The organism is Pseudothauera rhizosphaerae (genome assembly GCF_004801305.1).
Taxonomy (GTDB): domain Bacteria; phylum Pseudomonadota; class Gammaproteobacteria; order Burkholderiales; family Rhodocyclaceae; genus Pseudothauera; species Pseudothauera rhizosphaerae.
In genome coordinates this window covers 172,864-188,234 of record NZ_SSOD01000005.1, presented here as the reverse complement: position 1 = coordinate 188,234, position 15,371 = coordinate 172,864, and the positions used below count along the sequence as shown (strand labels likewise).

At 67.8% G+C, this 15,371-nt stretch carries 17 protein-coding genes and 1 tRNA gene; 14 read left to right on the top strand and 4 right to left on the bottom strand.

Annotation, left to right across the window (positions count from 1 at the left end; all coding sequences use genetic code 11):
* Positions 1-20: 20 nt before the first annotated feature.
* Positions 21-97: transfer RNA gene (locus tag E6O51_RS08240), tRNA-Arg, on the bottom strand.
* A gap of 138 nt (positions 98-235) precedes the next feature.
* Here E6O51_RS08240 and E6O51_RS08235 point away from each other — a divergent pair.
* The gene (locus tag E6O51_RS08235; protein WP_136384497.1) at positions 236-694 is read left to right on the top strand and encodes a c-type cytochrome; all 459 of its coding nucleotides are present in this window, start codon (positions 236-238) and stop codon (positions 692-694) included.
* Positions 695-845: 151 nt separating this feature from the next.
* Here E6O51_RS08235 and E6O51_RS08230 read toward each other — a convergent pair whose 3' ends face one another.
* Together E6O51_RS08230 and E6O51_RS08225 are read right to left on the bottom strand one after the other, a co-directional pair.
* The gene (locus E6O51_RS08230; protein ID WP_136384496.1) at positions 846-2,831 is read right to left on the bottom strand and encodes a UvrD-helicase domain-containing protein; all 1,986 of its coding nucleotides are present in this window, start codon (positions 2,829-2,831) and stop codon (positions 846-848) included.
* Positions 2,832-2,836: 5 nt separating this feature from the next.
* Positions 2,837-3,529 (bottom strand): DUF4197 domain-containing protein, encoded by a 693-nt coding sequence (locus E6O51_RS08225; protein ID WP_136384495.1) that lies wholly within the window; start codon positions 3,527-3,529, stop codon positions 2,837-2,839.
* A gap of 24 nt (positions 3,530-3,553) precedes the next feature.
* Between E6O51_RS08225 and E6O51_RS08220 the strand changes: the two genes are divergently transcribed.
* Positions 3,554-4,051: a TlpA disulfide reductase family protein gene (locus tag E6O51_RS08220; protein WP_136384494.1), complete on the top strand. Its 498-nt coding sequence runs from the start codon at positions 3,554-3,556 to the stop codon at positions 4,049-4,051.
* 28 nt (positions 4,052-4,079) lie between these two features.
* Positions 4,080-4,619 carry a DinB family protein gene (locus E6O51_RS08215; RefSeq protein ID WP_136384493.1) on the top strand — a complete coding sequence of 180 codons (540 nt, stop codon included), beginning with the start codon at positions 4,080-4,082 and terminating at the stop codon, positions 4,617-4,619.
* Between the two features lie 12 nt (positions 4,620-4,631).
* Here the strand turns inward: E6O51_RS08215 and E6O51_RS08210 are convergent, their stop codons facing one another.
* Positions 4,632-5,555 (bottom strand): LysR substrate-binding domain-containing protein, encoded by a 924-nt coding sequence (locus E6O51_RS08210; protein ID WP_136384492.1) that lies wholly within the window; start codon positions 5,553-5,555, stop codon positions 4,632-4,634.
* On the opposite strand from E6O51_RS08210, the gene E6O51_RS21830 reads away from it, so the two are divergent.
* The 11 genes from E6O51_RS21830 to E6O51_RS08160 all read left to right on the top strand — a co-directional run bounded on the left by E6O51_RS21830 (position 5,509) and on the right by E6O51_RS08160 (position 15,303).
* Positions 5,509-5,667: a hypothetical protein gene (locus E6O51_RS21830; RefSeq protein ID WP_168735217.1), complete on the top strand. Its 159-nt coding sequence runs from the start codon at positions 5,509-5,511 to the stop codon at positions 5,665-5,667. The two genes, E6O51_RS08210 and E6O51_RS21830, sit on opposite strands and share 47 nt — an antisense overlap.
* A 58-nt stretch (positions 5,668-5,725) precedes the next feature.
* On the top strand, positions 5,726-6,553 hold the full coding sequence (locus E6O51_RS08205) for a transporter substrate-binding domain-containing protein (protein WP_136384491.1): 828 nt from the start codon (positions 5,726-5,728) through the stop codon (positions 6,551-6,553).
* A gap of 190 nt (positions 6,554-6,743) precedes the next feature.
* Complete coding sequence (locus E6O51_RS08200; RefSeq protein ID WP_136384490.1) at positions 6,744-8,057, top strand: NAD(P)/FAD-dependent oxidoreductase; 1,314 nt, start codon at positions 6,744-6,746, stop codon at positions 8,055-8,057.
* Complete coding sequence (locus E6O51_RS08195; protein WP_211091358.1) at positions 8,054-8,800, top strand: amino acid ABC transporter permease; 747 nt, start codon at positions 8,054-8,056, stop codon at positions 8,798-8,800. The genes E6O51_RS08200 and E6O51_RS08195 overlap by 4 nt, the downstream gene beginning before the upstream one ends.
* Positions 8,794-9,549, top strand: a complete 756-nt coding sequence (locus E6O51_RS08190; RefSeq protein ID WP_136384489.1) for an amino acid ABC transporter permease — start codon at positions 8,794-8,796, stop codon at positions 9,547-9,549. Before E6O51_RS08195 ends, E6O51_RS08190 begins: the two co-directional genes overlap by 7 nt.
* Positions 9,546-10,301 carry an amino acid ABC transporter ATP-binding protein gene (locus E6O51_RS08185; RefSeq protein ID WP_136384488.1) on the top strand — a complete coding sequence of 252 codons (756 nt, stop codon included), beginning with the start codon at positions 9,546-9,548 and terminating at the stop codon, positions 10,299-10,301. Before E6O51_RS08190 ends, E6O51_RS08185 begins: the two co-directional genes overlap by 4 nt.
* Before the next feature lie 32 nt (positions 10,302-10,333).
* Positions 10,334-10,861, top strand: coding sequence for a hypothetical protein (locus E6O51_RS08180; protein WP_136384487.1), 528 nt, complete (start codon positions 10,334-10,336; stop codon positions 10,859-10,861).
* A gap of 276 nt (positions 10,862-11,137) precedes the next feature.
* Positions 11,138-12,043, top strand: a complete 906-nt coding sequence (locus E6O51_RS08175) for an ABC transporter permease subunit (RefSeq protein ID WP_136384486.1) — start codon at positions 11,138-11,140, stop codon at positions 12,041-12,043.
* A complete protein-coding gene (locus E6O51_RS08170; protein WP_136384485.1) occupies positions 12,043-12,759 on the top strand; it encodes an ABC transporter ATP-binding protein in 717 nt (238 codons plus the stop codon). The genes E6O51_RS08175 and E6O51_RS08170 overlap by 1 nt, the downstream gene beginning before the upstream one ends.
* A 33-nt stretch (positions 12,760-12,792) precedes the next feature.
* Positions 12,793-13,809 (top strand): NrtA/SsuA/CpmA family ABC transporter substrate-binding protein, encoded by a 1,017-nt coding sequence (locus E6O51_RS08165; protein ID WP_136384484.1) that lies wholly within the window; start codon positions 12,793-12,795, stop codon positions 13,807-13,809.
* Positions 13,810-13,959: 150 nt separating this feature from the next.
* Positions 13,960-15,303 carry an NtaA/DmoA family FMN-dependent monooxygenase gene (locus tag E6O51_RS08160; protein ID WP_168735223.1) on the top strand — a complete coding sequence of 448 codons (1,344 nt, stop codon included), beginning with the start codon at positions 13,960-13,962 and terminating at the stop codon, positions 15,301-15,303.
* Positions 15,304-15,371: the final 68 nt, after the last annotated feature.

Below are 15,371 nucleotides of genomic sequence, written 5' to 3'. Positions count from 1 at the left end.
TCGCTAGCCCATCCAGTGTCTGGCGCGCCCGAGACGATTCGAACGTCCGACCCCTGCCTTCGGAGGGCAGTACTCTATCCAGCTGAGCTACGGGCGCGGGAATGCCGGGAATACCTCCCCAGCGAGGCGCGCAAGCATATACCGGAACACGGGCGAAGTCCATGATGCGACGCCACAAGCGGCGGCGGCACCGCTATAATTCGGCCTTTGTCTCCCGCCAGTCAAAGGACCAAGCATGTCGGAACATTGCGCTACTCGCGCCGCCCAGCGGCCTCTTAGCCTCGCCCTGCCTGTCGTTGCCGTGGTCGCAGCTTCGCTGCTGGCTGGCTGTGGCAAGCCGCCCGAGGTGGACCCGGAAGTGACCGCCTCGGCCATCGCCCCGGTCGCCAGGATCGAACTCAAGGTGGAAAAGGTCGCCGCCGGTTCGCGCACCGGCGAGCAGATCTACAACGCCGTGTGTACCGCCTGCCACGCCACGGGCGTGCTGGGCGCGCCGACGACCGGCGACGCCGGCCAGTGGGCGCCGCGCCTGGGCAAGGGCCTGGACGCGCTGGTGGCCTCGGTGACCAACGGCCTGAATGCAATGCCGCCCAAGGGTGGCGCGACCGACCTGACCGATGCGGAAGTGGTGCGCGCGACGGCCTATCTGGCCAACACCGCCGGCGCCGGCTTCACCGAGCCGCCGGTGGAGTAAGCGGCGACCGGTCGCACGGCAACAGAGGGGCAGCCTGCGGGCTGCCTTTTTTGCGCGCCCAGCCCGTGCCCGCCTGCGCGCCGGTAGGAGCGGGCTTGCCCGCGATGGGGTGTTTGTTTTCCCGCAGGCCGCATCGCGGGCAAGCCCGCTCCTACGAGCGCCGTTCCAGCATGGCGAGCAGGGCCGCGGCGCGGTTGCGGCCTTCTTCCTTGCCCAGGGGATCGTTGCTGCGCCGGTGGCTCAGCTTGACGTCGCCGCCCATCTCGGCGACGAAGCGGCTGATCTGGCAGGGGCGGAATTCCTTGCCCATCTTGCGCCGCTCGCACCAGGTCAGGGTGAGGCTGCGCTGCGCGCGGGTGATGCCCACGTACATCAGACGGCGCTCTTCCTCCACCTTGTCCTCGTCCAGGCTGGCCTGGTGGGGCAGCAGGCCCTCCTCCACGCCGATCAGGAAAACGTGGGGGAATTCCAGGCCCTTGGAGGCGTGCAGGGTGGCGAGCTGCACGCCGTCGAAGTCCGGGTCGTCCTTGTCCAGCATGGAAATGAGCGCGATGGTCTGGGCGAGTTCGACCAGGTTCTTGCCGTCCTCGTCGCCCTTGCGGGTGAGCCAGCCGACGAAGTCGCGCACGTTGCTCCACTTGGTTTCCGCCTCGCGGCTGTCCAGGTGCTCGAACAGCCAGGCCTCGTAACGGGTGGCGGCGAGGAGATCCTCCAACAGGCGGCCGGCGGGTTCGCGGGTCACGCGGTACTTGAGCTTGTCGATGAAGGCGGTGAATTCCCGCACCGCTTCGAGCTGGCGGACGGCCAGGTGTTCGGCCAGCCCCTCCTCCGCCACCGCGGCGAACAGGCTCACGTGGCGCTCGCCGGCATAGCGCCCCAGGGTTTCCAGCGTGGCGGCGCCGATGCCGCGCCGCGGCGTGGTGATGGCGCGGATGAAGGCGAGGTCGTCGTCCTCGTTCTGCAGCAGGCGCAGGTAGGCGATCAGGTCGCGGATCTCGGCCTTGTCGAAGAAGCTCTGCCCGCCGGAGATCACGTAGGGAATGCCGGCGTTGCGCAGGGCCTGCTCCACCCCGCGCGCCTGGTGGTTGCCCCGGTACAGGATGGCGTAGTCCTTGTAGGCGGTGCGGGCCTCGAAGCGGTGGGCATTGATCTTCATGGCCACCCATTCGGCTTCGGCCTCGGCGTCGCGGCAGCCATGCACGGCGATCTGCTCGCCCGGGCCGTGCTCGGACCACAGGCGCTTCTCGAAGAGCTTTTCGTTGTTGGCGATGAGCGTGTTGGCCGCCTCCAGGATGCGGCGCGAGGAGCGGTAGTTCTGCTCCAGCTTGATGACCTTGAGCTTCGGGTAGTCCTGCTGCAGCAGGCGCAGGTTCTCCACGTCCGCGCCACGCCAGGCGTAGATGGCCTGGTCGTCGTCGCCCACCGCGGTGAACATGCCGCGCTCGCCGGAGAGCTGGCGCAGCAGGCGGTACTGGGCGCGGTTGGTGTCCTGGTATTCGTCGATCAGCAGGTAGCGCAGGCGATGCTGCCAGCGCTCGCGCACCTCTTCGTTGTTCTCGAAGAGCTGCACCGGCAGGCCGATGAGGTCGTCGAAATCCACCGCCTGGTAGGCGCGCAGGGTGCGGTCGTACTCCACGTAGGCCGCGGCCGCCGCCGCGGCGAGTTCGTTGTCGGCCAGTTGCGCGGCCTCGGCCGGGGTGACCATGGCGTTCTTCCACGCGGAAATCTGCCACTGCATCTGCTTAGCGATGCCCTTGTCGCCGTCCTTGGCGGCGTCGGCGACGATCTGCACCGTGTCGGCGGCGTCCAGGATGGAGAACTGGGGCTTCAGCCCGCAGTGCACCGCCTCCTGGCGGATGATGCGCACGCCCAGGGCGTGGAAGGTGCACACCGTGAGCCCCCGCGGCGCCCGCCCGCCCATCAGGTGGGCGACGCGCTCCTGCATCTCCTTGGCGGCCTTGTTGGTGAAAGTGATGGCGGCGATGTTGTACGGCTCGAAGCCGCATTCGTTGATCAGATGGGCGATCTTGTGGGTGATGACCCGGGTCTTGCCGCTGCCCGCGCCGGCGAGCACCAGCGAGGGGCCGTCCAGATAGCGGATGGCCTCGCGCTGGGGGGCGTTGAGCAGGGCCGCCATGGGCCTTACTTGAGGGCGCCGAAGATGCGCTTGGCCCAGGTGCCGGCCGCTTCCACCGGGTTGGCGCGGATGGCGCGCTCTTCCTCGGCGATCAGCAGGTACAGGCCGTCCAGGGCCTTGCGCGTGACGTAGCCCTCGATCTGGGCGTCCTCGGCCTTCAACAGGCCGAAAGTGGCGGCCTGGCCGGCCAGGGCGTTGTACTGCCCGGCGAGCGCCAGGCGGTCGGTGCTGCGCTTGACCACGGGCAGGAAGAGTTCCGTGAGCCGGCCTTCCGTGTGTTGGCGGAAGTAACGCGTGCCGGAATCGTCGCCGCCGGTGAGGATGTTCTTGGCGTCCTGCACGCTCATCTGCTTCACCGCATTGACGAGCAGGCTGCGCGCCTCCGGCACGGCCGCCTCGGCGGCCCGGTTCATGGCGGTCACCAGCTCGTCCAGATCCTTGCCGCGCCCGGTCATGCGCAACAGGGGCTCGGCCTTCTCCAGCGCCTCGGGCAAGGGAATCTTCACCTTGGGATTGGCCAGGAAGCCGTCGCGGCGGCCGAGCAGGTCCACCGCGCGCCCGGCCCCCTGGGTCAGGGCCTCTCGCAGACCGGTGGCACTGTTCTGCTCGCTGAAGCCGGCCAGGCTGGCAAGGCCGCCGGCCGCCCACAAGGGCGTGCAGATGACAAGCAGGGCGAAAGCTCGCAGAATCGGACCCATGACGCACCTCTCTCGGTCAGGCACATGAAGGTCAAGATTATCGCCGCGATCGCGGTTCTGGTTCTCGCCATCGCGGGCTTTTTCGTGTTCACCCGGAAACCGGCCGCGCCGGACGTGGCCTTCACCACGCTGCAGGGCGAAACCTTGCGCACCGCCGACCTGCGCGGCCAGGTGGTGCTGGTGAATTTCTGGGCCACCACCTGCACCACCTGCGTCAAGGAGATGCCGGAACTGGTGCGCACCCACGAGAAGTTCGCCCCGCGCGGCTACCGCACCATCGCCGTGGCCATGGACTACGACCCGCCCGCCCAGGTGAAGGCCTACGCGGAGCGCACCGGCCTGCCCTTCACCGTGGCGCTGGACGCCCGCGGCGAGGTGGCGCGGGCCTTCGAAGGCGTGCGCCTCACCCCGACGACCTTCCTGATCGACAAGCGCGGGCAGATCGTGCAGAAGTATCTCGGCGAACCCGACTTCGACAAGTTGCACGCATTGCTCGAACGCCTGCTGAACGAATCCGTTTAGCGCGGCGTCCGGGCGCGGGAGGCGAAGCATGGCGACGGACTGGCGCAGCCACTTCATCCGGCAGACCGACTACCAGTTGTGGGCCAACCAGGTGCTGTTCGACAGCCTGGCCCGCCTGCAGCCCGAGGCCCTGGAAGCGCAGGAGGGCCTGTTCTTCGGCAGCATCCACCACACCGTGGACCACTTGCTGGTGGTGCTGCGCCTGTGGGCGGCCCAGCTGCGCGGCGAAAGCCCGGCGGTGGATTTCCACCGCATCGGCGAGCCGCGCTGGACGGAACTCAAGCACGGGCTGCAGCACGAGCTGCGCCACTTCCGCCACTGGCTGGCGCAGCGGCAGCAGGCCGAGTTCGACGGCATGGTGCGCTACACCCGCAGCGGCGGCGAGGTGCACCACGCCACGCTGGCCGACATCCTCACCCATCTGATGAACCACTTCACCCACCACCGCGGGCAGATCTCGGCGGTGGCCACCCGCCTGGGCGCCCCGGCGGCGGAGATGGATTTCATCTACTTCGTGCGCGACATGGAGCGCGCCGCCCGCGAAGCGCAGCAGCAGGCGCAGCAGTAGCAGCCCCGCCGCCTAATGCCTGGCGCTGCGCGCGGCGCGGGCCTCGCTGAGCAGCCAGTCGGCGAAGATGCACATTTCCCGCGTCAGTTCGGCGCCGTGGGGCGACACCAGGTAGTAGGCCTGCGGCCAGCGCAGCCGGCAATCCAGCGGCGCCACCAGCATGGACTGGCCGAGGTGTTCCTCCAGCAGCACGTCCACCCCCAGCGCCACGCCCTGGCCGGTGAGCACCGCGCGGATCACCGTCTCGTAGCTGTTGAAGTACAGGCGCCGCGGGCTCTGCTCGGGCGCGGCGCCCATGGCCTCCAGCCAGGTGCTCCAGCGGATCGCGAAGGCGTTTTCGGTTTCCCGGTCCAGCAGGGTCTTGCCCAGCAGGTCGTCCACGCTTTCCAGGCGCCCGCATTCCTTCAGGTAGCCGGCGGTGCACACCGGGAACACTTCCAGTTCCAGGAAGGGCGTCACCGCCAGGTGCGGCCACTTGCCGTCGCCGTAGCGCACCGCCAGGGGCAGGCCCGCGCCGGCGGGGTCGAGGTCGCCGTCGGTGGTGACGAAGCGGATCTCGATGTCCGGATAGGCGCGCCGGAACGAGGCGATGCGCGGAATCAGCCACAGGTTGGCGAAGGACAGCGGCGTGGCGATGGTGACGCAGGAGCGCGCGCTTTTTTCCTGAATCCTCGATACCGCGCCGGCGATGTGGCCGAGGCCGATGGAGACCGCTTCGAAAAGCTCGCGCCCGGCGGGCGTGAGCACCCGCCCGCGCCCCGCCGGCTTGAACAGGGCCTGGCCGATGTAATCCTCGATGCGCCGGATCTGCCGGCTCACGGCGGCCTGGGTCACGCGCAATTCTTCCGAGGCCGACGTGAAACTGCCGTGACGCGCGGCGGATTCAAACGTGACGATGCTGTTGGGCGGCGGAAGCCTTTTTCTCAAACTCGGCATGCTCGCTCCGAAACATGATTTTTTGTCATGGATTAATCGCCACAAATGGCGATTGTTGAGCCGATTGCGAGAATATATAGTTGATAAAAAACCAAGTAATAATTTCTATTGAGAAGCTTATTCCGTTTTTTCTATAAGGGCGTTTCGCTGCCCGCCATGAAGGAGTGCAAATGAACGTTCACGCATTGGGCCGCATCAGCGCATTGCTATTGACCGCCGTGGGCCTGCAATTCGCCACGCCCGCGCAGGCGGATGCGATCGACGACATCCAGCAGCGCGGCAAGCTGGTGGTGGGCGGCAAATCGAATTACAAGCCCTTCGGCGTGCGCAATGCGGCGGGCGAATTCGAAGGGTTTTCCGTCGATCTGGCGCGCAAGGTGGCGGAACGCCTGAAGGTCGGGCTGGAAATCATCCCCACCGAGGCCGCCAATCAAATCCAGTTTCTCGAACAGGGAAAGATCGACGTGCTGATCGCGGCGATGAACGACACGCCGGAGCGGCGCAAGGTCGTCGCCATCGTCGAGCCGGGTTATTACGCCTCGGCGGCCAATGTGATGCTGGTGAAATCCGCCGGCATCCGCGACTGGAAGGAACTCAAGGGCAGGAAGATCTGCGCCAACCAGGGGGCGTATTTCAACCGCCACGTGCAGCAGGAATACGGCGCCGAGGTGATCGCCTTCAAATCGCCGCCGGAAGCCTATTCGGCCCTGCAGAACGGCAATTGCATCGGCTTCGTGTATGACGACAACGCGCTGACCCAGCGCCTGGAAGAGCCCCAATGGGCCAATTACGAATTGCCGTTGGAATCGATCCTGCCCCAGCCCGTCGCCATCGCGGTGCGCCACGGCGAGGAGCGCTTCCATGCATTGCTGACCGAGCTTTCGCAGGAATGGTATCGCGCCGGCTACATCCGCGAACTGGAGCAGAAATGGTTCCCCGGCAAGCGCAGCGGATACGTTGCGGAGCTTGAGAAGAAATACGCCGCCGGCAGCAAGTGAGCGCCGTGATGCCCGCCAACCCGCACGCTTTCCGCTGAAATGAAACTGGACGACATCCGCCGAAAGTCCGGGCCCCCTGACGGGGGACGGGCAGATTGCCACCTTTCTCCCTCCCCCGCAAGGGGAGAGGGAGCAAAACCACCACGTTTCATGCGTCGTGGGCCGCGCCACGCGCGGTGGAGCAACTGACATGTACCTGCCCTCGCAAGACGCCGCCGCCCTGCCGCGCACCCCTTATGGCCGTCCCGATGACGATGCGGGCGGCGAGGCGCTGAACGGCGACGCCCAGGCCGACCTGCTGGTGGTCGGCGGCGGCGTCACCGGCCTGTCGCTGGCCCTGCACGCGGCCCGGCAGGGCCAGCGCGTGCGGGTGGCCGAGGCGCACTGCGTGGGCTGGGGCGCCTCCGGGCGCAATTCGGGCCACGTGCCGGCGGCGACCCGGCTGGAGCCGGCGGAGATCCTGCGGGTCTACGGGCCGCACTACGGCCCGCGCATCGTTGAAGCCTCGCGCGCCGCGCCGGACCTGGTGTTCGGCCTGGTCGACGAATATGGAATGGACGCCCGGCCGGTGCGCAGCGGCGGCCTGCAGGCCGCGCACTCGCCGCGGGCGCTGGAACGGCTGGCGCGGCGGGTGGACGACCTGGCGCGCCTGGGCCACCGCGTGGAACTGCTGGACGCCCCACGCACCACGGCGATGATCGGCAGCGGCCCCGGCGTGTATTGCGGCGCGGTGTTCGACCCGCGCGCCGGCACCATCGACCCGCTCGCCTACACGCGCGGCCTGGCGCGCGCCGCGGCGGACGCCGGCGCGGCGATCCACGAACGCACGCGGGTGCGGGCCCTGGAACGCGACGGCGGCGGCTGGCTGGCCGCGTGCGGCGGCGGCCGAATCCGCGCCGAACGCGTGGTGTTGTGCACCAACGGCTACAGCGACCGCCTGCGGGCCGACCTGTGGCGCAGCATCGTCGCCCTGCGCGCCTACCAGTTCGTCTCCGCACCGCTGCCCGGGGAATTGCGGCGCGCCATCCTGCCCGGCGGGCAGGGCCTCACCGACACCCGGCGGCTGATGTCCGGCGTGCGCCTCCATCCGGACGGCCGCCTGCATTTCAGCGGCCAGGGGCCGCTGTTCGGCGCCGAGCGGGAACCCGGCATCGCCGCCAGCCTGGCGCGCATCCACGCCCTCTTCCCGCAACTGGAAGGCGTGGTGGCGGTGGACTACTGGTGGAGCGGCTGGATGGCGATGAACCGGGAAAGCGCCTGGAAGCTGCACGAACCGGAGCCCGGCCTGTTCGCGGTGCTGGGCTGCAACGGGCGCGGGCTGGGCCTGGGCACGGTGTTCGGGCGCGAACTCGCTGCCTTCCTCGGCGGCCGGCCGGCGGACGAGCTGGCGATGCCCTTCCAGCCCCTGCGCCCCATTCCCGGCCACGCCCTGCGTGCGCTGGGCGTGGGCGCCGTGTACCAGTACTACCGCCTGCGCGACGCGCTGGAGACGCCGCGGCGATGATGGAGGCGCTGGCGCGGTGGTTCGCCGACCTGCACGAGCGCACCGGCATCAACCTGGTGGTGTTCTACGACCCCTTCGACGCCGCGCGCTTCTTCCGCGGCGTGCTGCTGACCGTGGAGATGGCGGCCCTGTGCATCGTCGCCAGCGTGCTCATCGGCGCCGTCGGCGCCTGGCTGCAAGGCTCGCGCTGGCGCTGCGTGCGCGCGCTGGTGAATGCCTACGTGGAACTCGTGCGCAACACGCCGTCGATGATCCAGCTGTATTTCCTGTTCTTCGGCCTCGGCCCCTACATCGCCGCGCACAACGCCCACGGCCAGGCGGAACCGCTGATCAGCGGTTTCACCTGGGCGGTGGTGTGCTTCTCGTTCTACACCGGCGCCTTCAACACCGAGACCTTCCGCGCCGGCATCGACGCCGTGCCGCGCCAGACCGAGGAAGCGGCCGAAAGCCTGGGCTACACCCGCCTGGGCGCCTACCTGTACGTGGTGCTGCCGCTGGCGCTGCGCATCAGCTTTCCGGCGCTGAGCAACAACCTGGTGAACCTGATCAAGATGACCAGCGTGGCCTACGCCATCGCCGTGCCGGAAATCCTCTACGTGAGCAACCAGATCTGGTCCGACGCGCTGAACGTGCCGGAGATGATGAACGTGGTGCTGGTGTCCTACGTGCTGCTGGTGAGCGGCTTCAACGCGCTGATGGCGCGCATCGAGCGCCGCCTGCGCGTGCCGGGGCTGGGATGCTGAGCGCGCGGGCATTCGTCCTGCCGGCCGCGCTGCTCCCCGGCACCGCCGCGGCGGCCGACGGCGCCGCGCCGGCCTGGCTGCTGCTGTGGCAATGGACGCCGGCGATCGCCTCCGGCTTCCTGATGAACGTGCTGATCAGCGTGGCCGCCATGCTGCTCGCCAGCCTGCTCGGCCTGGCGGTCGGCCTGGGGCAGTTGTCGGGCCTCGCGCCGTGGCGGCGCGCCTGCCATTTCCTCACCCATTTCTTCCGCAACGCGCCGTGGCTGGTGGTGCTGTTCTACTGCATGCTGTTGCTGCCCTTCCAGCTGCGCCTGTTCGGCGTCGCGCTGCCCTTTCCGGACTGGGCCAAGGCCATCCTGGGCATCGCCATCGGCGCGGCGGCCAACGTCTCGGAGATCGTGCGCGGCGCGGTGCAGTCCATTCCACCCGGGCAGTGGGAATCCGCCGAATCCCTGGGCTTCAGCCGCCGCCAGACGGTGTGGCTGATCGTGCTGCCCCAGTGCCTGCGGCGCATGCTGCCGAGCTGGATGAATCTGTACGCGCTGGTGGTGGTGTCCACCCCCCTGTGCAACATCGTCGGCGTGCACGAGGTGATGTCCGTGGCCGGCGAACTGCTCGCCAACCAGGACCGCCACGACCTGCTGCTGCCGGTATACGGCTACCTGCTGCTGTGGTTCTTCGCCTACTGCTACCCCATCGCGCGCCTCACCCGCCTGCTCGAACGCAGGCCGGCGCCCAGCCTGCCATGAATCCATCCGCGGCCACGCGCCGCCCCCCGCTGATCCGCTGCCGCGAGGTGCGCAAATCCTTCAACGGCGTGGAGGTGCTGCGCGGCGTCTGCCTCGACGTGGCCCGCGGCGAGGTGGTGTGCATCATCGGCCCTTCCGGCTCCGGCAAATCCACCCTGCTGCGCTGCATCAACGGCCTGGCCCGCATCGACGGCGGCAGCATCCACGTGGACGGCCTGGACGTGCACGACCCCGCCACCGACCGCCTGGCCCTGCGGCGCAAGGTGGGCATGGTGTTCCAGCAGTACAACCTGTTCCCGCACAAGACCGTGCTGAAGAACATCATGATGGCGCCGCTGCACGTGCTGCGCGAACCGCGCGCCGAGGTCGAGGCCCGCGCCCGCGCGCTGATCGCCAAGGTGCGCCTGCAGGGCAAGGAGGACGCCTACCCCGGCGAACTCTCCGGCGGCCAGCAGCAGCGCGTGGCCATCGCGCGCAGCCTGGCGATGCGCCCGGAAGTGATGCTGTTCGACGAGGTCACCGCCGCGCTGGACCCGGAAACGGTCAGCGAGGTGCTGGTGACCATCCGCGAACTGGCCGCCGAGGGCATGACCTGCGTGCTGGTCACCCACGAGATGGGCTTCGCCCGCGAGGTGGCCGACCACGTCTATTTCACCGACGCCGGGCTGATCGTCGAACACGCCCCGGCCGCCGACTTCTTCAACCGCCCCCACGACCCGCGCACCCAGGCCTTTCTGGCCAAGGTGCTGTAGCGGCCGTTTTCCCTTCCATCGGAGGTCCAGCCATGCAACTCATCGAACCCCTCTCCCCGGACGCGCTGACGCCGCGCCAGCAAGTCTCCTACGACGCCAAGATCGCCCGCGACGGGCGCGTCACCAACATGCAGCGCACCCTGCTGCACGCCCCCGAAGCCTTCGACGCCTACATCGAGTGGTACAAGCTGCGCGACCTGCTGATCCCCGCCTTCGGCGAGCGCGCGGTGTGGATCTTCTGCCACACCATCTCGGCGGGCACCGACTGCCTGGTGTGCTCCACCTTCTTCCGCCGCCTGCTCATCGACAAGGGCATCCCGCCCGAGGCGTTCGTGCCCACCGAGGAGGAGCAGTTGCTGCAGTCGCTGGCCCGCACCTTCCTCGCCAACGGCCACGGCGTGGACGCGGACGCCTGGCGCCGCCTGGCCGAACGCCACGACACCCGCACCCTGGTGCTGCTGATCGCCTTCGGCGGGCTGATGGTGGCCAACAACCTGTTCAACAACCTGCTCGACGTGCCGCTGGACGAGTATCTGTACGACTACCGCAAGACCGCCTGAACCCCGTGCATGCAATGCCGGTTTTCTCGCCAGCCGCTAAGCATATGAAAACCGGCTCGCTGTACATATAAGAAATTCGTTGTTGAAAAACGGAGACTCCGAAACCGTTCACGGCCGGCCGAAAAAAAGGCCGATTCCTTGAAATACCGAGTTCCCCATCGGCCTGCTAAGCATATGAATGCCCGGGCTGCTATGCATATAAGAACTTTGTTTTTGCATCGCCGACTTTTGCCATAAGAGACTGCATGCCCGCCCGCTGAATCGAGAGCATGCAGCATGAAAACGACAGGCACGCTGGCTGCCGGCGCTTTCAACGATCTGGCCGAAGCCGAAGCCCCCTCCGCGCCTCAGGGCACGGCTGCGGCCCGCAAGTCCCGGCACCCTGCGCCGTGCACCCGGAACAAGGTGCTGGGCGAGCGGGCGTTCTTCCTCATTTCATGGCTCGTGCCGATAACGGTCGTCGCGGCATGGGAGTTTCTCTCCCGCCTCGGCTACATCGCACCGCAGATTCTGTCCGCCCCCAGCGTCGTCGCCAGGACCACTTGGGAACTGGCGCAGGACGGCGATCTCTTCATCCACCTGGGCGCGAGTCTGCTGCGGGCCCTGGCGGGTTTCATCCTCGGCAGCGCCCTCGGATTCTCCCTGGGGGTGCTGGTGGGCTTTTCCCGTCTCGCCGAGGCGGTGCTGGACCGTTCCCTGCAGATGGTCCGCGCCATTCCCTTTCTCGCCCTGCTGCCGCTCGTCATCATCTGGTTCGGCGTCGATGAAGGCGGCAGGATTTTCCTCGTCACGCTGGCGGTGGTGTTTCCCATCTACATCAACACCATGCTGGGCATCCGCCAGGTCGATCCGAAGCTGCTGGAAGTCGCCAAGGTCACCGGGCTGAGCGTGTGGGGAAAGATTTCCAGGATCATCCTGCCCGGCGCCATGCCCTCCATCCTGACCGGCGTGCGCTACGCGCTCGGCACGGCCTGCATGGCACTGGTGATCGCGGAGCTCATTGCCGCCGACAAGGGCATCGGCTTCCTGGTCATGGATGCGCGGGAGTTTCTCAAGACCGACGTCATCGTCCTGACCCTGATCATCTATGCCGCGTTCGGCGCGCTGGGCGACAGCCTCGCCCGCTGGCTGGAGCGCCGTCTCCTTGCCTGGCATCCCAATTACGCGAAAGGGAAGCGCTGATGGGCGAGTTCTCTCCCAACAGTCACGCCGTCGTGGTACGCGGCCTGCGCCGCCAGTACGGCGAGCGCGTGGTGATCGACGGACTCGATCTGGCGATCGGAACCGGCGAGTTCGTCGCCCTGCTGGGCGAGAGCGGCTGCGGCAAGACCACGCTGCTGCGGGCGCTCGCCGGCCTCGACGAAGCGGACGACGGAACGATAGAGAGCACCGGCGAGATCGCGGTGGTCTTCCAGGAACACCGCCTGATGGCCTGGCTGCCCCTGTGGGAAAACGTGGCGCTGGGCATGAACACGGCCACCGGCCGGGTGCTGGCCCAGAACGCGCTGGGCGAAGTGGGACTGGCGGGACGCGAGAACGACTGGCCCCTCAATCTCTCCGGCGGCCAGGCGCAACGGGTGGCGCTCGCCCGGGCGCTGGTGCGCGAGCCCGGACTGCTGCTGCTGGACGAGCCCTTCGCGGCGCTGGACGCGCTCACCCGCATCAAGATGCACGTGCTGATCCGCGAACTGGTGGCACGCCACCATCCCGGCGTGCTGCTGGTGACCCACGACGTGGACGAGGCCATCGCCATCGCCGACCGCATCCTGGTGATGCGCAGCGGGAAGATTGCCATTTCCCTGGACGTGGCCAGGGAAACGGAAGCCGGGCGCGGTCCCTTGCGCGCCCGGCTGCTGCACGAACTGGGCGTGGACGTGCCGGACGCCGCCCATGTCTGAGTCTTCATTGTCTATTCCGAACAGGAGAAAAGCATGACCCGGGACCGCATCAACCCTTCGCGCCGCAAACTGATCCAGGGCACCGGACTGCTGCTCGGCGGCGCTGCCACAGGACTGCTCGGACTGCCGCAAGGCGCGCTGGCGGCAAGGGCGGCCACGCGCAACACCGATACCGTGCGCCTCACCTGGGGACCGAGCGGCGCGCTGTCCCTGCTGGCCAAGGAACGCGGCGTGTTCGAAAAGACGCTGGCGGCGCAGGGCATCAAGGCCGAATGGATCGGTCCTTTCCCCAACCACGCCCCCACGCTCCAGGCCGTGGTCGGCGGCAGCGCCGATTTCGCCTTCTACGGCAGCACCACGCCGGCCCTGGCCGCCATCCTGGCCGGCTCGCCGCTGGTGTTCGTCCAGTACAACGTCCAGCATCCGCGCAGCACGGCCATCCTGGTGAAGAAGAACTCCGGCATCGATACCGTCCACGATCTGGTGGGGAAGAAGATCGCCGTCAACCGCTCCGGCCTGGGGGAATTCCTGGTCGTGGCGGCACTGGAGAAGAACGGACTGAGCCGCGACCAGGTGCAGTTCGTCTACCTGAACCCGCCCGATGCCGCGCCCGCCTTCGGCCAGGGCAAGGTGGATGCCTGGTCGATGTGGTCGCCCGGCGTGGACATCGCCCGCGAACAGTTCGGCGGCAAGGACATCTTCTTCGAAGGCGCCGACCTGCCTTTCTACATCGATTTCGGCACGCTCGTCTCGTCGAGAAAGTTCGTCACGGAGAATTCCGCGCTGGTGCGCGCCGTGATCGACGCCTATGCCGCCGAGGGCAAATGGGCGAACGAGAACCTGCTGGAATCCGAGATCATCGCCCAGAAAGCGGGCAAGTACAGCGACGGCGTGCGCGACCATCTCGTCGGCCTGAAGCGGCTGCATCGTTTCTACGAAGCGGACGACGCGCAGTTCCTCGGCGATTTCCAGCGCGCCGCCGACTGGCTGTCCGAACGCAAGGTGCTGCCCAAGCATGCCAGGGTGGCCGAGTACTCCATCAGGCCGTAGGCAGGAAGAGTTCGCGGACACTTTCCCAACGCCATTCCCGCTGCCACGGGAATGACGAATTCCTTCCATATCCCCCAGAGAAAAGCCGAGGCCCTCCGATCCATGCATCGGAGGGCACTCCTCCCAATCGTCCATTGGAGAACCCGACCCATGTCCTCCCGCAAGGAAATCGTCCTGGGGGTAAACGTGCTGGCATCCGGCCGTCACGACGCCGCGTGGAAAACCCTGCCCGACCCCCGAACCCTGTCCACCGACATCGACCGTTTCATCGAGATCGCCCGGGTCGCCGAGCGCGGCAAGCTCGACGCTCTTTTCCTGGCCGACAACGTCGGCGCGCTGGGCAGCGCCTACCCGTGGGACGAGCCGTTCCAACGCCCGTGGCGCGCCCTCGACCCCATCGTGCTGCATTCCGCCCTGAGCCAGGCGACGCGGCACATCGGCCTCGTTTCCACCACTACCAGCCTGTTCGGCCATCCCTACACCGTGGCCCGGCAGATCGCCTCCATCAACCACGTGAGCAAGGGCCGCGCCGCGTGGAACATCACCACCAGCCAGGCGCCGGCGGTACTCAGGACCTTCGGGCTGGAACAGGGCTTCGAGCAGGAAGAACGCTACCGGCGCGCCAGCGAATTCACCGAGATCGTGACCCGGCTTTGGGATTCCCTGCCCGCCGAGGCCGTGGTGGCGGACGCCGCGAACCATGTCTTCGTGGATAGGAACCGCCTGCGCCCCATCGACTACAAGGGCGAGCATTTCAGCTCCAGCGGCGTGCTGCAGACGCCGACCGGCGCGCAGCGCCCGGTGATCTTCCAGGCCGGGCAATCCGCCGAGAGCAAGGCCTTCGGCGCGCGTTACGCCGATGCGCTGTTCACCGGACAGCGCACGCTGGAGAGCGGCCGGGCGTTCTACACGGATGCCAAGGCGCTCGCCAGGTCCTTCGGCCGCGACGTGTCGCAGTTTCTCGTGGTCCCCGGCCTCTTTCCCATTCTCGGCGGCACCGAGGCGGAAGCGAAGCGGCGCAAGAAGGATCTGGACGAACAACTGGACACCCGCTACCTGCTGGAAGTGCTGGCCAGCCAGTTCGAATTGCAGCCCGCCGATTTCGAGCTGGACAAGCCTTTGCCCTACGACAAGATCGAGGCGGCCGCCGCCAGGGTGCCGCTCGCCGCGCGCTGGCACCGCCAGATCGTCATCGACGAAGCGAAGGCGCAGGGCTTCACCACCCGCAACGTGCTGTACAGCAACCTCACCGGCGGCCACCGGACCGTGGTCGGCACGCCCGAGCAGGTGGCGGACGACATCCTGGAGTGGGTCGACAACGGCGCCGCCGACGGCTTCAACCTGAACATCGACGTGCAGACGAGCGGCCTCGAAGCGGTGGCCGACCACCTGGTGCCCGAACTGCAGAAACGGGGCCGTTTCCGCCGGGAATACACGGGCACGACGCTGCGCGAGCACCTGGGGCTGAAGCCCTGGGTACCGCCCGGCCGGTAGGCCGCGCCAGACGAATCCGCGGAGCGAGCACCGAGCGGCGGGCGTCCTGCCTGCCGCTCCGGCAGGGC